Annotated in this window: 17 protein-coding genes and 1 pseudogene; 12 read left to right on the top strand and 6 right to left on the bottom strand. The window is 62.9% G+C overall.

The features are described from left to right. The first annotated feature begins 327 nt into the window (after positions 1-327). Genes ACFQPB_RS21710 through ACFQPB_RS21680 form a run of 7 tightly spaced genes read left to right on the top strand, consistent with a single transcriptional unit; the run spans position 328 to position 6,681 of the window. On the top strand, positions 328-2,457 hold the full coding sequence (locus tag ACFQPB_RS21710) for a xanthine dehydrogenase family protein molybdopterin-binding subunit (protein ID WP_382227957.1): 2,130 nt from the start codon (positions 328-330) through the stop codon (positions 2,455-2,457). After that, on the top strand, positions 2,454-3,416 hold the full coding sequence (locus tag ACFQPB_RS21705; protein WP_382227956.1) for a dihydrodipicolinate synthase family protein: 963 nt from the start codon (positions 2,454-2,456) through the stop codon (positions 3,414-3,416). Before ACFQPB_RS21710 ends, ACFQPB_RS21705 begins: the two co-directional genes overlap by 4 nt. Before the next feature lies 1 nt (position 3,417). Next, on the top strand, positions 3,418-3,906 hold the full coding sequence (locus tag ACFQPB_RS21700) for a (2Fe-2S)-binding protein (protein WP_382227953.1): 489 nt from the start codon (positions 3,418-3,420) through the stop codon (positions 3,904-3,906). Beyond that, entirely contained in the window at positions 3,903-4,706 is an 804-nt protein-coding gene (locus ACFQPB_RS21695; RefSeq protein ID WP_382227950.1) for an FAD binding domain-containing protein, read from the top strand. The genes ACFQPB_RS21700 and ACFQPB_RS21695 overlap by 4 nt, the downstream gene beginning before the upstream one ends. Next, the gene (locus ACFQPB_RS21690) at positions 4,703-5,272 is read left to right on the top strand and encodes a CoxG family protein (RefSeq protein ID WP_382227947.1); all 570 of its coding nucleotides are present in this window, start codon (positions 4,703-4,705) and stop codon (positions 5,270-5,272) included. The genes ACFQPB_RS21695 and ACFQPB_RS21690 overlap by 4 nt, the downstream gene beginning before the upstream one ends. 4 nt (positions 5,273-5,276) lie before the next feature. After that, entirely contained in the window at positions 5,277-6,098 is an 822-nt protein-coding gene (locus ACFQPB_RS21685; protein WP_382227945.1) for an aspartate dehydrogenase, read from the top strand. 31 nt (positions 6,099-6,129) lie between these two features. Next, entirely contained in the window at positions 6,130-6,681 is a 552-nt protein-coding gene (locus tag ACFQPB_RS21680; RefSeq protein ID WP_382227942.1) for a 3-hydroxyanthranilate 3,4-dioxygenase, read from the top strand. 6 nt (positions 6,682-6,687) lie between these two features. On the opposite strand, the gene ACFQPB_RS21675 is transcribed toward ACFQPB_RS21680, so the two are convergent. Both ACFQPB_RS21675 and ACFQPB_RS21670 read right to left on the bottom strand, forming a co-directional pair. Next, on the bottom strand, positions 6,688-7,620 hold the full coding sequence (locus ACFQPB_RS21675) for a LysR family transcriptional regulator (RefSeq protein WP_382227939.1): 933 nt from the start codon (positions 7,618-7,620) through the stop codon (positions 6,688-6,690). A 100-nt stretch (positions 7,621-7,720) separates the two neighbouring features. Beyond that, the gene (locus ACFQPB_RS21670) at positions 7,721-8,341 is read right to left on the bottom strand and encodes a flavin reductase family protein (protein ID WP_382227936.1); all 621 of its coding nucleotides are present in this window, start codon (positions 8,339-8,341) and stop codon (positions 7,721-7,723) included. A gap of 405 nt (positions 8,342-8,746) precedes the next feature. Here ACFQPB_RS21670 and ACFQPB_RS21665 point away from each other — a divergent pair, with 405 nt between their 5' ends. Continuing rightward, positions 8,747-10,249: an IS5 family transposase gene (locus ACFQPB_RS21665; RefSeq protein ID WP_382227960.1), complete on the top strand. Its 1,503-nt coding sequence runs from the start codon at positions 8,747-8,749 to the stop codon at positions 10,247-10,249. Between the two features lie 112 nt (positions 10,250-10,361). Here ACFQPB_RS21665 and ACFQPB_RS21660 read toward each other — a convergent pair whose 3' ends face one another. Continuing rightward, positions 10,362-11,309 (bottom strand): LysR family transcriptional regulator, encoded by a 948-nt coding sequence (locus tag ACFQPB_RS21660; protein WP_382227933.1) that lies wholly within the window; start codon positions 11,307-11,309, stop codon positions 10,362-10,364. 115 nt (positions 11,310-11,424) lie between these two features. Between ACFQPB_RS21660 and ACFQPB_RS21655 the strand changes: the two genes are divergently transcribed. After that, positions 11,425-12,951, top strand: coding sequence for a CoA-acylating methylmalonate-semialdehyde dehydrogenase (locus tag ACFQPB_RS21655; protein WP_382227930.1), 1,527 nt, complete (start codon positions 11,425-11,427; stop codon positions 12,949-12,951). Between the two features lie 212 nt (positions 12,952-13,163). Here the strand turns inward: ACFQPB_RS21655 and ACFQPB_RS21650 are convergent, their stop codons facing one another. Then, positions 13,164-13,454 (bottom strand): hypothetical protein, encoded by a 291-nt coding sequence (locus ACFQPB_RS21650; RefSeq protein ID WP_382227928.1) that lies wholly within the window; start codon positions 13,452-13,454, stop codon positions 13,164-13,166. A gap of 239 nt (positions 13,455-13,693) precedes the next feature. Here ACFQPB_RS21650 and ACFQPB_RS21645 point away from each other — a divergent pair, with 239 nt between their 5' ends. Both ACFQPB_RS21645 and ACFQPB_RS21640 read left to right on the top strand, forming a co-directional pair. Continuing rightward, entirely contained in the window at positions 13,694-14,758 is a 1,065-nt protein-coding gene (locus ACFQPB_RS21645; RefSeq protein WP_382227926.1) for a pyridoxal phosphate-dependent aminotransferase, read from the top strand. A 54-nt stretch (positions 14,759-14,812) separates the two neighbouring features. Next, positions 14,813-14,995, top strand: coding sequence for a hypothetical protein (locus ACFQPB_RS21640; protein WP_382227923.1), 183 nt, complete (start codon positions 14,813-14,815; stop codon positions 14,993-14,995). 308 nt (positions 14,996-15,303) lie between these two features. On the opposite strand, the gene ACFQPB_RS21635 is transcribed toward ACFQPB_RS21640, so the two are convergent. Beyond that, positions 15,304-15,798 (bottom strand): tripartite tricarboxylate transporter substrate-binding protein, encoded by a 495-nt coding sequence (locus ACFQPB_RS21635; protein ID WP_382227920.1) that lies wholly within the window; start codon positions 15,796-15,798, stop codon positions 15,304-15,306. Positions 15,799-15,824: 26 nt separating this feature from the next. Here ACFQPB_RS21635 and ACFQPB_RS21630 point away from each other — a divergent pair. Beyond that, positions 15,825-17,187 (top strand): annotated as a pseudogene (locus tag ACFQPB_RS21630) (IS701 family transposase). A 299-nt stretch (positions 17,188-17,486) separates the two neighbouring features. Here the strand turns inward: ACFQPB_RS21630 and ACFQPB_RS21625 are convergent. Beyond that, positions 17,487-17,753 carry a helix-turn-helix domain-containing protein gene (locus ACFQPB_RS21625; protein WP_382227917.1) on the bottom strand — a complete coding sequence of 89 codons (267 nt, stop codon included), beginning with the start codon at positions 17,751-17,753 and terminating at the stop codon, positions 17,487-17,489. Between the last annotated feature and the right edge of the window lie 278 nt (positions 17,754-18,031).

The following is an 18,031-nucleotide window of genomic DNA, read 5'->3' as shown; positions in this document are numbered from 1 at the left end:
CCGCCGCCGTGTCCGCCTGCTTGGCAACTCGATTTCTGAAGTGTTCATGTGTCCGCAATGAAGTTACGCGGACACGAGCATCCTTGGTATGCGGCTCGGGCTCAAGATGACTTTGCCGGACGGATACAGCGCGTGATGCGCGCTGCAAGATGTGCGCTTCAGTGACTGCCGAGTTGAAGCTATTCAGGGGCAAGCAAGAGATGTTGCGGGCGTGAGTTTCTGTGGTCTTGCGGTAGCTGCTCAGATGGTCTGAGGAATCGTTCAGAAATATTCGCTTGTGGCGACGGGGTGTATCGCGTGCAATCGCAGCACCCAATCTTTATGTCCATGAGCGCTACCAACAGTACCCATCCAGCCCGCGAGCCACTGGCTCGCGTTGAGGACGCCCGTCTGCTGACCGGACAGGGCCGCTACGTGCACGACATCCAGCTCCCTGGTATGTGGCACGCTGCCTTTGTCCGCAGTGTGTTTGCGCGCGCACGCATTTTGTCCGTGGACATCGAAGCGGCACTTGCGATTGACGGGGTGGAGGCGGTACTTACCGGTCACGATCTGATCGGCCTGTGCATGCCTGCGCCCAATGCTTTGCTCGACATTGTCGATGCACCGGCCACACCGCTGCTGCCCACCGACACGGTACACGCGGTCGGTCAACCACTGGCGTTGGTGCTGGCGCGCAGCGCTGAGGCTGCACAGCGCGGGGCCGAGTCGGTGTGGTTCGAGTGCGAGCCCGAGGCGGCCTGCAACGACCTCGACACCGCCGCACCGACCGTGGCGAGCGTGCGCCACCACACAGGCGATGCGCCTGCTGCAGGCGTGACCGTGGTGCGCTTGCGTCAGCAGCAGCCGCGTGTGGTGGCACTGGCGCTGGAGCCGCGGGCGGCGGTGATGCGCTGGGACCAAAGCAGCGAACAGCTCGAGGCCTGGCTGCCGACCCAGACACCATGGCGCGCCCGCGCCGACATCGCCCGCACCCTGGGGCTGGCATTGGATTGCGTGCGCGTGATCGCACCTGACGTGGGCGGGGCCTTCGGTGCGAAATCTTCGTTGGGTCCAGAGGAGTTGGTGCTGGCCTGGGCCGCACGCGCGCACCGCTGCACTTTGCAATGGACAGCCACGCGCAGTGAAGAGTTCACCGCTGGGGTGCACGGGCGCGGTGCCATGCTGGAGGGTGAACTGGCGCTGGATGAAGCCGGTCGATTCGTGCATCTGGACGCACGCCTGCGCTTTCCGGTGGGGGCCTGGTTGCCGTACAGCGCTGTGGTTCCGGCGCGCAATGCTGCGCGCATATTGCCTGGGCCTTATCGAATTGCTTCGGTGGACGTGTCAGCACGTGTCGAGCGTTCCGACGCCGCCGCCGTCACCATTTATCGCGGCGCAGGCCGGCCCGAGGCAGCGCTGCTGATCGAGCGCTTGGTGGACCGGGCAGCGCGCGTGCTGGGGCAGGATCCGATGGCGCTGCGCCGCCGCAACCTGATCGGCGCGAAGGACATGCCCTGGACCACCCCAAGCGGTGAGACGCTGGATGCCGGTGATTACGTGGCCGCGCTGGATCATGCCGCCATTGCGTTCGACTACGAAGCCGAACGCGCGGCGCAACTGCGCCGTCGAGCCGCAGGCGAGTGGGTGGGCATAGGCATTGCTCAGTACATCGAGCCCTGCGGCCAGGGCTGGGAGAGTGCGCGCGTGACGCTGCTGGGCGACGGATCTGTGGAAGTGGCCAGCGGCTCAAGTGCCCAGGGGCAGGGCCATGAGACCAGTTACGCGGCAATCGCTGCTTCGGCGCTCGGCTGTGACCCCGTTCGGGTGCGGGTGCGCCACGGTGATACCGGTCATGGTCCCGAAGGCGTGGGTGCGCTGGCCAGCCGGAGCATGGCCATTGGTGGCAGTGCGGTGTTGTTGGCTGCTCAAGAGGCCGCACGGCGGCGCGATGAGGGTGAGCCACTGCCACTGTCGGTCGAGCAAGTTTACAGCGCGCCAGCTGAGGCTTGGAGTTACGGCTGCGTGATCGCCCGCATGTCCATTGACGCAGAGACCGGTCATCCTAAGGTGGAGCGCCTGGTGTGGGCCGACGACGCGGGTCACATCGTTTCGCCCCAGCTCGCCGAGGGCCAGCTGCTCGGTGGTTTGGCACAAGGTCTGGGGCAGGCGCTGCTTGAGCGCATCGTTTATGACGCTGACGGTCAGCTCGTCACAGGCTCGCTGATGGACTACGCGGTGCCACGTGCCGACGACATGCCACCCGTGGAGCTGCACAGCTTGCACGTGCCCACTGCCGCCAACGCGCTGGGCGCCAAGGGCGTGGGCGAGGCCGGTTGCATTGGCGTGCCGGCCGCCCTGCTCAATGCCGCTGCCGACGCCTTGTCGCCATTGGGCGAACCTGATCTCGATTTCCCGCTGACGGCAGAGCGCCTGTGGCGGGCCATGAATTCCCACTCCACTTCAACGCAATCATGAGCACCAAATACCTCAAGGCAGACGCCAAGGCCTACGCGCGCGAACATTTCCGTGGCGTCTGGGCCGCCACCACCACGCCGTTTCGCGACGACCTCTCGCTCGACGAGGAGGGCATGCGGCGCAACCTGCGGCACTGGATCCGCGACCTTCAGCTCGGTGGCCTGTTCGTCAGTGGCAAGCAGGGTGAGTTCTTCTCGATGTCGGTGGCAGAGCGCAAGCGCACCTTCGAGCTGGCGGTAGAAGAGGCCCGCGGACACTGCGGCATCGTCACCTCCTGTTCAGACGCCAATCTCGACGTGGTGCTGGAGCTCGCTCGCCATTCGCAGGACATCGGCGCCGATTACGTGGTGATTCACAGCCCCGTGCTGCACTTCCACCACGACCCCGAGGAAACCGTCTACGAGTACTACCGCTACCTGAGTGAGCAACTCGACATAGGCATCACGCTGTGGAACCACCCAGACTGTGGGTACGAGATGAGTCCTGAGCTGTGTGCGCGCATCGCCGAGCTGCCCAACATCGTCGCCATCAAGTACAGCGTGGCGCGCGAGAAATACCGTCGCCTGACCGAGCTCGCGGGCGACAAAATCCTGGTCAGTACCGCCTCCGAAGAGGAGTGGCTGGACAACATCATCGAACTCGGATGGCAGCTCTACCTGTGCTCCACCCCGCCTTTCCTGCTGCAGACCTCGGCCGACCAACGCATCAACGAGTACACCCGTTTGGCTTTCGAGGGGCGCCACGCCGAAGCACGCGCGGTGCGTGACAGCTTGGAGCCGGCCCGTCAGGCGTTCCGCTCGGCTCGGCCATCGGGCACGCCCCAGGCCTACACCAAGTACTGGTTGGAGCTGTTGGGCCAGGTCGGTGGCCCGGTGCGCCGTCCGCTGCTCAACCTCACCGAGGCGCAACGGGCGGCCGCGCGCGATGCGCTGGCTCGCAGCGGGCTCAAGCTGGCCTGATATGTCTTACGACCTCACGCTCACTGTTAACGGCCAGGAGATCCGGCGTTCGGTCGCGCCGCAGCGCCTGCTGATTGCGCTGCTGCGCGATGACCTGGGCCTGACCGGTACCCACGCGGGCTGCGACACCGCGCAATGTGGCGCCTGTACCGTGCTGGTGGATGGCAGGGCGGTCAAGTCGTGCAACGTGCTCGCGCTGCAGGTGGACCGCACGCAGGTCACCACCATTGAGGGCTTGGCCAACGCCGATGGCACATTGCATCCGATGCAGCGCGCCTTCGGCCAGCACCATGCGCTGCAGTGCGGTTACTGCACGTCGGGCATGGTGATGCGTGCCGTGGCCATGGCCGCCGAGCCGGTGCCCGCCGAAGACGGGCCTGTACGCCATGCGTTGGCCGGCAACCTGTGCCGCTGCACGGGCTACCAGGGCATCGTCAACGCGGTTTGCCAGGGCCTGCTTGAGCTGCGTGTCGGCGGGGAGGGGACATGACACCGTTCGAATACCGACGCGCCACCACCGTGGCCGAAGCCGTGACGTGGCTTCGCGACGAACCCGAGGCCAAATTGCTGGCCGGCGGTCAGAGCCTGCTGGGCGCGATGAAGCTGGGGCTGGCCGCGCCTCCGCTGTTGATCGATCTTGGCGGGATCGAAGCGTTGCGCGCGTTGCGCGACGAAGGCTCGTCCCTTTGGATCGGTGCCCTGTGCACACATGCCACGGTCGTCGCCTCGCCGTTGGTGCGCGAATGTCTGCCAGGACTTGCTTGTTTGGCCGCAGGCATCGCCGACCAACAGGTGCGCAACCGTGGCACCCTGGGCGGCTCCTTGGCCAATGCCGATCCCGCCGCCTGCTGGCAGGCGGGTGTGTTGGCCTGCGGCGCCACGCTGCTGACCGACCGCCGAGCGATATCGGCCGACGATTTTTTCCAAGGCCTGTTCAGCACCGCGCTGGAGCCCGACGAGCTGTTGCTGGGCGCCCATTTCCCGCTGGGTGTTCAGCTCTCCTATCTCAAGTTCGAGCAGCCGGCCTCGCGTTTTGCGCTGGCCGGTGCTGCCGTGGCGCGCAGCGAGAGCGAGGTGCGCGTGGCTCTCACCGGGCTGGGGCACGGCGTGTTCCGCTGGCAGGAAGCCGAAGCCGCGCTATCGCGGCGCTTCGAGCCAGAGATGTTGGCTGGACTCCGGCCTGACGCGAACCGCGCCAGCAGTGACTTGCACGCAAGCGCCGACTACCGACTCCACCTGGCCGGTGTGCTCACACGCCGCGCTCTCATCAACATGCGTCAAACTTCATGAACTACCAAGGTACCCAGGTCCTCGATCACCCAGTGCAGCGCGTCTGGGATGCGCTGTTCGATCCCACCGTGCTGCGCCAGAGCATCGCCGGTTGCGAAAGCTTTGAGCGCAGCAGCGATACCGAATTCAACAGCAGCGTCAAGGTCAGCATTGGACCGGTGTCGGCGCGTTTCAGCAGCAAAGTGCAGATGGCCGATGTTGCCCCTCCGTTCCGCTGTACGCTGCGTTTTGCCGGCCAGGGGGGGGTGGCCGGTTTCGGAAAGGGTGAAGCGCGGGTGACGCTGGTTGAGCTGGGCGTGGACAAGACCCGACTCGACTGGAGCGCCGAGGCCCAGGTGGGCGGAAAGATTGCACAGCTTGGCTCGCGTCTGATCGAAGGCACGGTGCGCAAAATGAGCGAGGACTTTTTTCAGCGCTTTGCGGCCCAGCTCGCCAGCGCCGCGCCGGGTGTGACGGAGGCGCCGGCTGAGTTGGTGCAGGAGTCGCCATCGTTGCGTGCCAGTCTGCCCTATGTGCTGACTTTGCTGGCTGGTGCTGCCGCCCTGATCTGGCTGTTGGGGCGTTGACACCATGGCACAGGCAATGCGAGTTGGATTGATCGGATTCGGGGCCATTGGCCAGCGCTTGGCGCGTGGCCTCCTGGCGCATCCGCAGCGCGTGACTCTGAGCGGTGTACTGGTGCAAGATCTGTCCGAGGCGCAGGCGGCTGCGCAGGACGATCTGGCGCAGTTGCGGCCGCTGCTGAGTGACAGCCGAGATGCCTGGCTGGAGGCTGCGCCCGATCTGGTGGTCGAATGCGCCGGCCATACGGCGGTGGATGCTCATGCTGTGGCGGTGCTGGGCGCTGGTTGCGATTTGCTGTTGGTTTCTGTCGGCGCGCTGACCGACGACGCGCGTTATGAGCGCTTGCGTGCGTTGGCCGAGGCCCACGGGCGCCAAGTGCGATTGGTGGCGGGAGCTGTTGGCGGTATTGATTGGCTGACAGCAGCTCGCGACGCTGGCCTGCGCGAGGTGGTCTACCGCGGCCGCAAACCGCCACAGGCTTGGCGTGGCAGTCCGGCCGAGCCTGGACGCGACCTGGATGCGCTGGTGGCGCCGACCCGGTTGTTCGAAGGCAGTGCCCGTCAGGCCGCACGCGACTTTCCCCGCAACGCCAATGTGGCCGCCACCGTGGCGCTGGCTACGCTGGGGCTGGATCAGACACGTGTCGAGCTCTGGGCCGATCCCGGTGTGAGCGACAACCAGCACGAGATTGAAGCTTGGGGCGAGGCTGGCCACCTACTGCTGCGGCTGGATAACCGGCCCGATCCACTCAACCCCCGCACCTCGTTGGTGACGGCCCACAGCGCGCTACGGGCGGTGCTGAACTGGCGCGCGCCCCTCGTGCTTTGAACTTCCTGCAACCCCTCAAAAGGACATCACCATGCGCAAGCCCCTTAATTTCAACCGCTGGATAGACGAGCACCAGCATTTGTTGCGTCCGCCCGTAGGCAACCAGCAGATATGGAAGGACTCGGACATGATCGTCACCGTGGTCGGTGGCCCCAACCAGCGCACCGATTTTCACGACGACCCCTTCGAAGAGTACTTCCACCAGTTTCGCGGCAACGCGCACCTCCTGATCGCTGATCGCGGCAAATTTGAACGGGTGGACCTGCGCGAGGGCGACATTTTTTTGCTGCCGGCGCACGTGCGTCACTCACCTCAGCGTCCTGAGCCAGGCAGCTTGTGTACCGTGATTGAATTCCCGCGCCCGCAGGGCACTCGCGATGCGTTTGAGTGGTACTGCGCGGCTTGTGGCGGACTGGTGCATCGCAGTGAGGTGCAGCTCGCCAGCATCGTGGAAGACCTGCCAGCGGTTTACCAGGCCTTTTATGGCGCTACCGACGCCCAGCGCACCTGCCCTCATTGCGGCGAAGTGCACCCTGGGCGCGACTGGCAGGCGTGGCATGCGCGGCGCGAAGCCTGCGCCTGAGTCCGTTCAGGCGCCGCGGCGCCGACGTCGCGGCGGGACCGGTGTGGGCGCCGCGAATGTTTCCATCGCCTTGCGGAAATGCGCCAGGAAGGCTTCGCCCACCGAGGTCAGTGGACGCTCGGGTGCATGTAACGCAACGATGGCACGCTCGAGCACGGGGTTGGTCAGCGGCACCGAGCGTATGCCCACCGCCCGGGTTCGGGCGACAGCGTAGCTCGGTAACACAGAAACTGCTAGTCCGGCCTCGACCAGGCCGATTGCGGTGGCCACATGGGCCACCTCGAATGCAGGTTCAAACGGTTCGCCGGTCTCAGCCAGGCCTTGTTCGACCAGGCTGCGAAGAGCGGAGCCTGTCTCCATCAGCACCAAGGGTTCCCCGGCCAGTTCTTGCCAACGCACCTCGCGATGTGTCGCCAGCGGGTGGGTCTCCAGGCACACCAGCATCAGCTGGTCCTGATGCATCACGGTGGCTTTGAGATCCAGCGTGTCGATATCTGCGGTGCAGACGCCGATGTCGGCGTCGCCGCCTCGTACTGCCTGCGGTACCGCACTGACCGCTTTGTCGAGCAGTTTCAATCGCACCGCTGGATAACGCTCCCGAAAACCCGCCATCAAACCCGGCAGCAGGGTGGCTGCCAATAGCGGCGAAGCCGCGATGCGCAGCTGCGTATCGCGGCGCTGAGTGGATTCGCGCAGATCTGAAAGTGCGCTGTCGAGGTGGTGGAACACCTCGCCGATTGCGGGCAGCAACTCCCGCCCTGCGTCGGTCAGCTGAAGTCGGCGCGTTGTACGCTCGAACAGACGTGTCCCCAGCTCGCCTTCCAGGGATGCGATGAGCATGGACAGCGCAGAGCCCGTGAGGTGAAGACGCTGTGCGGCGCGCGCGATACTGCCTTCTTCTGCCACCGCCACAAAGGCGCGGAGTTGGCGCAGCGTCACTGCTGGCAAGCGTGCCATCAGTGGTCCGCAGCAGGTGAGGCCGCGATCGGCAGGGATGGAAATCTCATCGCTTGTTCCTCAAGAAGGGTAAGGTGGGCCACTACTCGGGGCGACTCATTTCAAATCGGAGTGCTGAGGAAATTTCAAAATACTCGGCTTTTCCGCCCCCTCGCAGAATGGGTCTTGCCTTTGCCGTTTGGTAGACACCATGCTCCAGAAAGTTCTTGCGAACATGCACGCCAACGACCTCACCGAGCACCAGCCATTGATCAAGAGAGGTGCCCGACGAAGACCTCAGTTGGCTTAACTCACTGAGGCGGCACTCGAAGGTCACCGGGCTGTCTTCGACCCTGCTGGCAGAGATGACTCGGCATTCGCTCTTTTGAATACCTGCGAGTTCAAACTCATCCATCTCGGCCGGCACCGACTGCGAGGTGAGGTTCATGGCTTGTGCAAGGTCACGCGAGACGAGATTCCAGCTGAACTCTCCGGTGCTTCTGACGTTATCGACCGAATCTTTCCAACCCTCGCTGGTGAATCCAATCATCGGCGGATCCGCGCTGTAGGCACCAAAAAAACTGTATGGCGCCAGGTTGTCCACGCCTTCCTTTGATCGGGTCGCGATCCAGCCAATCATTCTGGGGCCCATGATGGCGTAGAAGGGATTGTGCGCGAGCCTGTGTCCATGCCGTGGTTCGTAGAAGTGGAAGTCCGAAGTCATTTTTCTCTTTCACAGATTCAAGTGGGGTCAACAGGGTCGCTTCGGACTCCAAGGACGATTTGGGGCTGTAGCCGTCATCGTCCGCATGTCTGATCCAGGTTAATTGGTATACTGAAATATATTTAAAATAATAAAAACAATAACATAATGCTAATTATTATTGATTTTCAATATATAAAGTATACTGAAATTCTGGAGGGAGCGCTTTTGGGTTGAGCTGCAGCGGTTACTCAGGCCGGGTACATTGATTCTGTTGGGGGGGACCAGATGTGCCAGGGTATTTACATAGTCGCCCCTGAAGAACACCTGGAAGCCGCATGAACACTGGCGTCTGGGGTGATATCGGGGGCGCAGAACTCCCAGTTTGATATCCAATAGGGGCTGTTTTCTGGGAGTTCTGCCGTGCTGTTTGCCTGCCTCGCCACCGACGATTTCTTCCGCTCGCGCATCGATCACATGATCGACCTGCGCCACCCGCTGGTGGTGCTGGCTTGTCGCATGCCCTGGCAAGAGATCGAAGCGCGGGTGGCCCAGGTGTTCTCACGCAAAGGCCGCGCCGGGGTGGCCATGCCCGACCTGGACCTCTTTGGTGAACAGGTGCTGCGAGCGCCAGTGGCCAGCAACGCGGGGCGCCCCCGCGTGCCGCTGCGCATCATGATCGCGCTGCTGTACCTCAAGCACGCCTTCAACGAGTCCGACGAGGGCGTGGTGACACGCTGGGCTGATACGCCACGCTGGCAGTTCTTCTCTGGCTGTGCGTACTACGAAGACCGCCAGCCTTGCGACGCCACCACCTTGGTCAAGTTCCGGCAATTGCTGGGCGACGAAGGCGTGGAAGAACTGCTGGCGCAGACCATCAACGTGGCCGTCGAACTCAAACTGATCAAGCCGCAGGAGCTGACCCGCGTGATCGTGGACAGCACGGTGCAGCACAAGGCGATTGCCCACCCCACCGACAGCCGCATGCTGGAGACAGCCCGGGTCAAGCTGGTCGAGGCAGCCAAGGACGCAGGCATCGATTTGAAGCAGACGTTTGCCAAAGAGGGGCAGCAACTGAACCGCAAGGCCGGGCGCTATGCCCATGCCCGCCAGTTCAAGCGCATGCGCAGTGCCATCAAGCGCCAGCGCACCATCGTCGGCCGCCTGCAGCGAGAGGTGGAGCGCAAGGCCGGCGCCATCGGAGCTGCCGTGCGCGAAGCACTGGGCGAGACCTTGAACAAAGCCCGGCGCATCGTGGACCAGAGCGGCCAGCGCAAAGCCGCCAAGGGACAACCCAAGCTCTACGCTTGGCACGCGCCCGAGGTGGACTGCATCAGCAAGGGCAAGGCCCGAACGCCCTACGAGTTCGGCGTGAAGGTGGGCATTGCCAGCACGCTGCAGGGCAATCTGATCGTGGGGGCCCGGGCGTTTCACGGCAACCCGTATGACGGCCACACACTACATGAGCAATTGGAGCAAGCGGCCATCCTGATGCAGGACAGCAGGTCAAAGCCAGCGACGGCGTTTGTTGATCTGGGCTATCGGGGTGTGGATGCGGACAACCCGGATGTGCACATCGTGCATCGGGGCAAGGCCAAGCGCATCAGCGAGCAGGAGAGAAAGCTGCTGAGGCGGCGCCAGGCGATCGAACCGATCATCGGGCACCTCAAGGCTGATCACCGCATGGATCGTTGCAACCTCAAGGGCGGGCAGGGAGACCGGCTGCATGCGGTGCTGTGTGCGGCGGGCTACAACATCCGCTGGCTGCTGCGCATGATCGCCAGGAAGGGGGTGCCCTTCTTGCGGCGGCTTTATTTGCGCCTGTGCACGGTGGCGGGCGTGTCGCCGAACTGGCAAGACGCGTTGGGTACTTTGCTCACTCGCGCATTCACCGGCTCGGTCCAGCGCTCTGTCGGTGCTCGCATCTGAATAAATCAGGGGCGACTACATACTGGGCGACAAATCGGGATTCCTTCGAGCGTCAAGTGTGATGACCACCGTCGTGCTGGTTGAATGCTCGGGCGGGGTGTTGTGTGGTCCGCTATCGAGAAAAGCCTGGCGCGAACGCGTCGCGCAAAAACTTGACCAGTGCCGACACCGCCAGCGGTACGTGGGCGGAATAAGGACGGATGGCGTAGAGCCGGTCGGCGAAGGAGCCCACCGGCGTCCAGCCGGGCAAAACTTCCACCAGCTTGCCCGTCCGCAGCGCGGCCTGCGCCGTGAAGTCGGGCAGCAGTGCAATACCCAGACCGTCCAGTGCGGCGTCGCGCAGTGCCTCGCTGTTGTTGGCGGCCAGCGAGCCCTGCAGCTGCACCGTCACCCGTTCACCCAGACTGGCATCGCGGGGCTCGAGCGTCCAGGCGGGTTTGTCTTGAGAGCGGGGATAGTGCAGGCAGTTTTGGCCCAGCAGGTCCTTGGGCTGTTGCGGCGCGCCGTTACGGCGCAGGTAGGCCCGGCTGGCCACCAACACCGAGTGGGTGGAGCACAGGGTCCAGGCCACGTGGGTGTCGGGTGGGTGGGTGGTGTGGCGTATTGCCAAGTCAAATCCTTCAGTGGCCAGCGAGACGAGGCGGTCCGACACGTTCAGCTCCACGCGAACGTCCGGGTATTGCCGCAAAAACTCAGACAACCTAGGCACCAGTTGCTGGCGAGCCAGTGCCACCGGCGCGGTCAGACGCACCAGACCACGCGGCGCACCGGCAAGGTCGCGCACCTGTGCAACGCTCTGGGCAATCTGCTCAAACGCAGGGCGCGATTGGTCGGCCAGGCGCTGGCCGGCCTCGGTCAGTCGCACGCTGCGGGTGGTGCGCTGCACCAGCGCCACATCGGCGAGGCGCTCCAGTTCGGCGATGCGCTGGCTCATGGCTGCTTTGCTGACGCCCAGTCGCGCGGCGGCGGCGGTGAAGCTGCCCTGTTGGTCGAGCACGGTAAGCCAATGCACATGACCCCACAGCTCGTGAACTCTGTCGTGGATCTTTTTCTCGTACATGTTGTGATTGTTCATCAAACTAAACAATCATTTCAAGTTTTTAAGCTTGTCTCGTTGGGTCTGGGTTCCTAGACTGGCGACCTTCATCCACTTGAATCGAAAACTGAGACTCGCCATGAACGCACGCACCACCAGCATCACCGACATTCCGCATTACGTGAGCGGCGCCCACTTCGCTGGCACCTCCAGCCGCAGTCAGACTGTGACTAACCCTGCCACCGGCGCCGTCACCGGCAACGTGCCGCAAGCCAACGCCGCCGACGTGAACATCGCCGTGGCCGCGGCGCAGGCCGCCTTCCCGGCCTGGGCCGACACCCCGCCCATTCGCCGTGCGCGGGTGATGTTCAAGTTCCTCGAACTGGTCAACCAGCACAAGGACGACCTGGCCCGCATGATCACCGCCGAACACGGCAAGGTGTTCACCGATGCACAGGGCGAGGTCTCGCGTGGCATCGACATCATCGAATTCGCCTGCGGCATCCCGCAGCTTCTGAAGGGCGATTTCACCGACCAGGTCTCCACCGGCATGGACAACTGGACGCTGCGCCAGCCGCTGGGCGTGGTGGCCGGCATCACGCCCTTCAACTTCCCGGTCATGGTGCCCATGTGGATGTTCCCGGTGGCGATCGCCGCCGGCAACACCTTTGTGCTCAAGCCCAGCCCCATCGACCCCTCGCCCTCGCTGTTCATCGGCGAACTGCTGAAACAGGCCGGCCTGCCCGATGGGGTGTTCAACGTGGTGCAGGGCGACAAGGAAGCCGTGGACGCCCTGCTGGTACACCCCGATGTGAAGGCCATCAGCTTTGTGGGCTCCACCCCGATTGCCAACTACATCTACGAAACCGGTGCCCACCACGGCAAGCGTGTGCAGGCCCTGGGCGGCGCCAAGAACCACATGGTGGTGATGCCCGACGCCGACCTGGACCAGGCGGTGGACGCGCTGATCGGTGCGGCCTACGGCTCGGCCGGCGAGCGCTGCATGGCGATCAGCGTGGCTGTGCTGGTGGGCGATGTGGCCGAGCGCATCATGCCCAAGCTGATCGAGCGCACGAAGGCGCTCAAGGTGCTCAACGGCACCAACCTCGCGGCCGAGATGGGCCCCATCGTCACGGCCGCCGCGCACCAGCGCATCACCGGCTACATCGAGGCCGGCGCCAAGGAAGGCGCGCAGCTGCTGGTGGATGGTCGGGGCTTTGACGGCGCCCAGGCAGGCGAAGGCTGCAAGGGCGGCTTCTGGCTCGGCGGCACCTTGTTCGACCACGTGACCACCGACATGAAGATCTACAAGGAAGAGATCTTTGGCCCGGTGCTGGGCTGCGTGCGTGTGCCCGACTTCGCCCAGGCGGTGCAGATCATCAACGACCACGAGTTCGGCAACGGCGTGAGCTGCTTCACGCGCGACGGCAACGTGGCGCGCGAATTTGCCCGCCGCATCCAGGTGGGCATGGTGGGCATCAACGTGCCCATTCCCGTGCCCATGGCCTGGCACGGCTTCGGCGGCTGGAAGAAGAGCCTGTTCGGCGACATGCACGCCTACGGCGAAGAGGGCGTGCGCTTCTACACCAAGCAGAAGTCCATCATGCAGCGCTGGCCGGAGTCGATCGGCAAAGGCGCCGAGTTCGTGATGCCCACCGCGAAGTGATGTCGGTCTATTGGTGGTTTGTGAAGAAAAGAGGAGCCCCGGTTGCGAGTTCAAGTCTGGGGTGGTCCTGTTGGTCACCAAGCGTCGTGTGGATGAGGTGGGATTGAAGTTCCCTCAAGCACCTGTGGCAGCCCGCTGACGACCACCTCGGTTTCGAGGGCCGGAGTGGCGACAGGCTTGGCTTCGACAACGAAGTGCAGCTTCGCTACCCCTCAGCCGCTGTGGTGGCTGCGTCGGCCGCCGGCGTTGCGATGTCCGGCGGCGCCGTTGGACGGCGCTGCCGCCACCCACCTTGGTGTGTGCGAAGAGGTCCTGTCGTGTTTGCGTGGGCCCATCAGCATCAACATCGGCAGCAACACCTCCACAGAAATCGCGGTCAGCGTCATGGCCGAGTTGCTGGCGGTCAAGAACGGCGTGGACTTTCCGGTTGATTTTTCCGTGGCGTTCGCGAAGCGGCGGCTTGATACCGGCGTCACCGAGCAACCGGGGCTCGTGTGCGGCATCCCCAACGCTAGATGCGAGCTTTGGCGGCGCACTTACCGAACCGTTTGTCGGCTACGACGATCTTCAACTTCCATTCCGCGAACCACGGCTCCCATTGGCCGGACAAGGCGACTTGCAGTAGCTGGTACCCACCGAGGCAGGAAGCTGGAGGATGATGACCTCGGGCCGAGTGAGGCCCTCGGTTGTTGTAGTCGCTCAAGAGGCACCGAGAACATACAGTTCCCATAATCTACGAACCATGAAGCTTCCAATTCGCGCTGCTGTCCTAGCCAGCCCCAACTATCCCTTTGTGCCGATCGATGCACCCGTGAAACTCGACCAGAACGAGGCTGCTGAGGACTTCCCCGCGTCCCTGAAGGCTCTTGTCCTTGAGCGGCTGGGCCGCGAAAAGTGGCACCGGTACACAGATCTGAACGCTGAGACTCTGTGCGCTGCCATCGCACGGTACGAGGGCTGGTCACCCTCCGGAGTTGTTGTGACCACAGGCAGCAACGTACTGATTTCCTTGCTGATTCAGCTGGCGGCCCTCGATAAAAGTGTGGTCACTGTCACTCCAAACTTTTCTCTTTATGGATTGGATGCCAAGCTTCTGGGTGCCGCACTGACTGAGGTGCCGCTGCGATCAGACCTCACTGTGGACATGGACGGAGTCATTGCAGCGACTAAGGCGAAGGGAAACGCTGCTGCCCATGCAGGCGGTGTCGTGTATCTCCCTCAGCCGCACGCACCAACAGGTTCGATTCTTGCCGCGAGCGAATTGCAGAGGGTCGCCGAGATATCAGGTGAATGGCTTGTTGTTATCGATGAGGCCTACCATCAGTTCGCCGGAACAAGTTCTGCGACGTTGGCGCGCAGTTGCCCAAACGTTCTAATTTTGCGCACATTCTCGAAAGCATGGGGTCTCGCAGGCCTGCGCCTCGGGTACGCACTTGCCTCCGATGAAGTTGCGAGGCATCTGCGAAAGTTGGTGCCCCCATTTGCAATCTCTGTCATGCAGCAGATCGCCGCCGAAGTAGCCTTGTCAAACCCCGGATACATGCGCGAGCGGGTCGAACGTACGATTCGTGAGCGCGAACGAATTGCTCTCGCGCTGCGACAGCATCCTACGTGGGAGGTTTATGCGTCAGCCGCCAACTTCCTTCTCATTCGCACGCCGGATGCCGCACGTGCGAGCGAGCAACTCCTTCAGGCCGGAATATTGGTCCGTCGGCAAGACGCGTACAGCAGCCTCGCGGGGTGTATCAGGGTAACGGTCGGAACGCCTGAGGAGAACGATCTATTCCTCCGCGCCGCCGGCTTGTAGCTCGTCTTCAACGGGCTCTGAGTGTTACATGGCGTGAGCTAATGGAGTTCAAAAATGACCCGTTTGGATGATGCACAGGCTGCATATGGTCTCGCTTTCGGCCTCGCGCCGCCTGAACCCTGGGGCGTCGATGATCTGCGTATCGCGCAGGTCTTGGAGCAGGCATTTTTCGAGCGCACACCGTTGCCGGAATCGTTCGATTGGTGGGAATCCTTGCCTCCCGATGGAGTGGCATGAATGAACATTGCCCAATAGCCCTTCAAATCTAGCGGACAAGCGCGGATCTCAGCGTGCCAGCTACTCTTAGGCCTTGGGCCGGTGATCGCCAAGTTCGCCTATCAAATCTATCCGGTCCGTTCACGCCCCCCTACTGCAGGCTCAGTGAACCAACGAATTTTGATCAAGCCTGAGTTGCCAGCCCAACACCCAGGACTACGAGTAGGAGCGGCACTCAGTCGCGGTAATTGGGGAACCCCTCGAGAAGGACTGCGAAGTGAACTTTGCCCGCGTGGCGTTGACATTAACCAACCACCACAGCTACGTGTTCAGCCCTCAGGCTTGAAGCCAGTGGACGTCACGAGCCTTCCCCACAGCTGCGTGTCGCGGGCCAGCAGGCTCCGCAGTTCGGCAGGCGAGGTGGGCGCCACCTCGAAGGATTGTGCCGCCAGGGCCTCGACAACGTCGGGCAGTGCGACCGCGGCGCGCACCGCGCTGTTGAGCCGTGACACGGTGTCGGTCGGGGTGTTGGCGGGCGCAAACAGGCCGTGCCATTCGGTCAGGTCCATATCGGCAAACCCCTGTTCGCCCAAGGTTGGGGTTTGCGGGAAGAAGCGGCTGCGGCTGGCCCCTGTGGTGGCAAGCAGGCGGGCTCGGTCGCCCTTGAGGTGGGGCGTGAGCTCGACCAGCGGCGCCACTACGGCGGGCACCTGACCGCCCATCATGTCCTGGATGGCCAACTGGCTGCCGCGGTAGGGCACATGGCGCACCTCTGTTTTTGCAGCGCGGGCTAGTCTTACTGTGTCATAAAGTGACATAATCATTGCCGTCTCTGCTATGGGGAATGGCGATGGATGCTGCGTCCGACTTTGATCGGTATATGGCTCACCTGAGCAAAGCGCTGGGTCATGCTGACCGGCGCGAGGGATTGCGGGGCTATTGCACCGGTTTGATGCTCCCGCTGCAGCGCAAGAGCGTGGAGCCGATGGCGGCGGCGGTGGATGTCGAGCATGTCAGTGCTCGGCATCAAGCGCTGCATCATTTCGTCGCCAAGGCGGATTGGGATGATCGGCTGCTGCTTCGCAGCGTGGCGCGATGGGTGGTGCCCCACATGGATTTCAGCGCCGGTGGTTACTGGGTGATCGATGACACGGGCTTTCCCAAGAAAGGGAATCACTCGGTGGGTGTTGCCCGCCAGTATTGCGGCTTGCTCGGCAAGCAAGACAACTGCCAGGTGGCGGTGAGCATCTCATTGGTCTGCGAACAGGCCAGCCTTCCTGTTGCGTGGCAGCTGTATTTGCCACAGGCGTGGGCACAGGACGGCGAGCGCAGGGTAAAGGCCGGGGTTCCTGCTGATGTTCCATTTGCCACCAAGCCGGAGATGGGCGTGGCAATGCTGGAAACCTTGTTGGCCGAGGGTGCGCCGCGCCATTGTTCTGGCCGACGCCGGCTACGGGGTTGATCGCGGTTTCCGCGAGGCGTTGGCGGCCAAAGGGCTTGAATATGTGGTCGGCATCACATCAGCCATGGTGGTGTGGCCCCCGGGCATGCAACCGTTGCCGCCCAAGCCCTACGCTGGCAATGGTCGGCCACCGTCCAGACTGCAGCGAGCGCCTGGCAATAAGCCGCTGAGTGTCAAGGAACTGGCGGCAGCGCTCCTGGCACAAGCATGGCAGTCGATCACCTGGCGTCAGGGTAGTAACGCAGCGCTGAGCAGCCGCTTCGGTGCCGTGAGGGTCCGGTGCGCGGGCGGCAACAGCGGGCGCTATCGGCTGCAGCCCGAGCAGTGGCTGCTGATCCAATGGCCTGCGGCGCAAACAGAGCCGGAAAAATATTACCTCTCAAACTTGCCCGAAACCACCTCTGCGCAGGAACTCGTGAGGGCGGCACACATGCGCTGGCGTATCGAGCGTGACTACCAGGATCTCAAACAAGACCTGGGTCTCGGGCATTACGAAGGACGGGGATTGCGAGGCTTTCAACACCACGCGACCTTGAGCATTGCCGCCTATGGGTTTTTGGTGGCGCGGCGTTTGAAGGGCGAATCCGAGGCGGTGGATAAAAAAAACGCCGCACCTCTCCAAGAATCTGCCCTACCCGAAGGTTATGCGCCACGGGGCAGTCCGGCGGGCGCAAAGACACGTTCCAGACTCGATACGAACGCTGCGCCTGCTACTGGCGGCCAGGCTGGTTCAGCAGGCACCCTGCAATAGGTGTTTTTTGCTGTGTTCAGTTCGCATGAATTTATGACGCAGTAAGACTAAGTACAGCGATGGCAGAAAGCAGCCATGATGACATCTTGATCAACGCCGCTCTTCGCATCTGCCCTCGCTCTGGTCGCAATCTAAAGCGCGATTGCCCTGTGGCGTCTTGTGCGGGTAGGGATGTTCGGGGTGGTTAAATTTTGAGCGACGGCTGCCAGCTCAACGCCGCTGCGGCTTGCGGGCGTTGTCCCCGAAGATATCCACAAGTTTGGTCCCGGTCTTTGGGTACAAGTGCGGCCCCACTACTTTCAGTCTGCCTGGGCCGAAACACGCTTTGTCCGGCGTGAGACGCGCTTCTCTGTCTCATAGCGCTTAAGCGTGTGGCGCAGCAACTCGGGCAACTCCACCTGCAGACCTCCCGCGAGCTTGAGCAGAACGGTCAGGGTGGGCTGGTTCTGCGCTAACTCGATCTTCGCCACGAAGGTGCGGTTCACATCGCACAGATGTCCGAGTTCTTCCTGTGATACGCCCAGCTCCAGGCGGCGCGCCCGAAGTTCGGCCGCGAAGGCCTTCATGAGATCGGTGTTCTTAGTGCTTTTCATGCACGGGGAATTTCCCCGTTTGGCACCATTTGCACACCTGCATATATGGTACAAAATAGAGCAACAAGAACTTCTGGTGACAGTCACCAGTCAACCGCCAATCAGTGCCACATGACCCACCGCCGCTCACCTCAGACCCATCGGGTCAGCGCGCCCTCTCAGCAGGAGCAGGTGGCCCCACCAGGGGACCTTTGCGCATGCAATCAGATGCAGGTCGAGTTCAGCCGGCTGGACCTATCCCACAGGCGGTT

This window comes from Hydrogenophaga atypica (assembly GCF_042665215.1).
Classification (GTDB): Bacteria; Pseudomonadota; Gammaproteobacteria; order Burkholderiales; family Burkholderiaceae_C; genus Hydrogenophaga; species Hydrogenophaga defluvii_A.
This window is presented reverse-complemented; position numbering and strand designations above follow the sequence as displayed.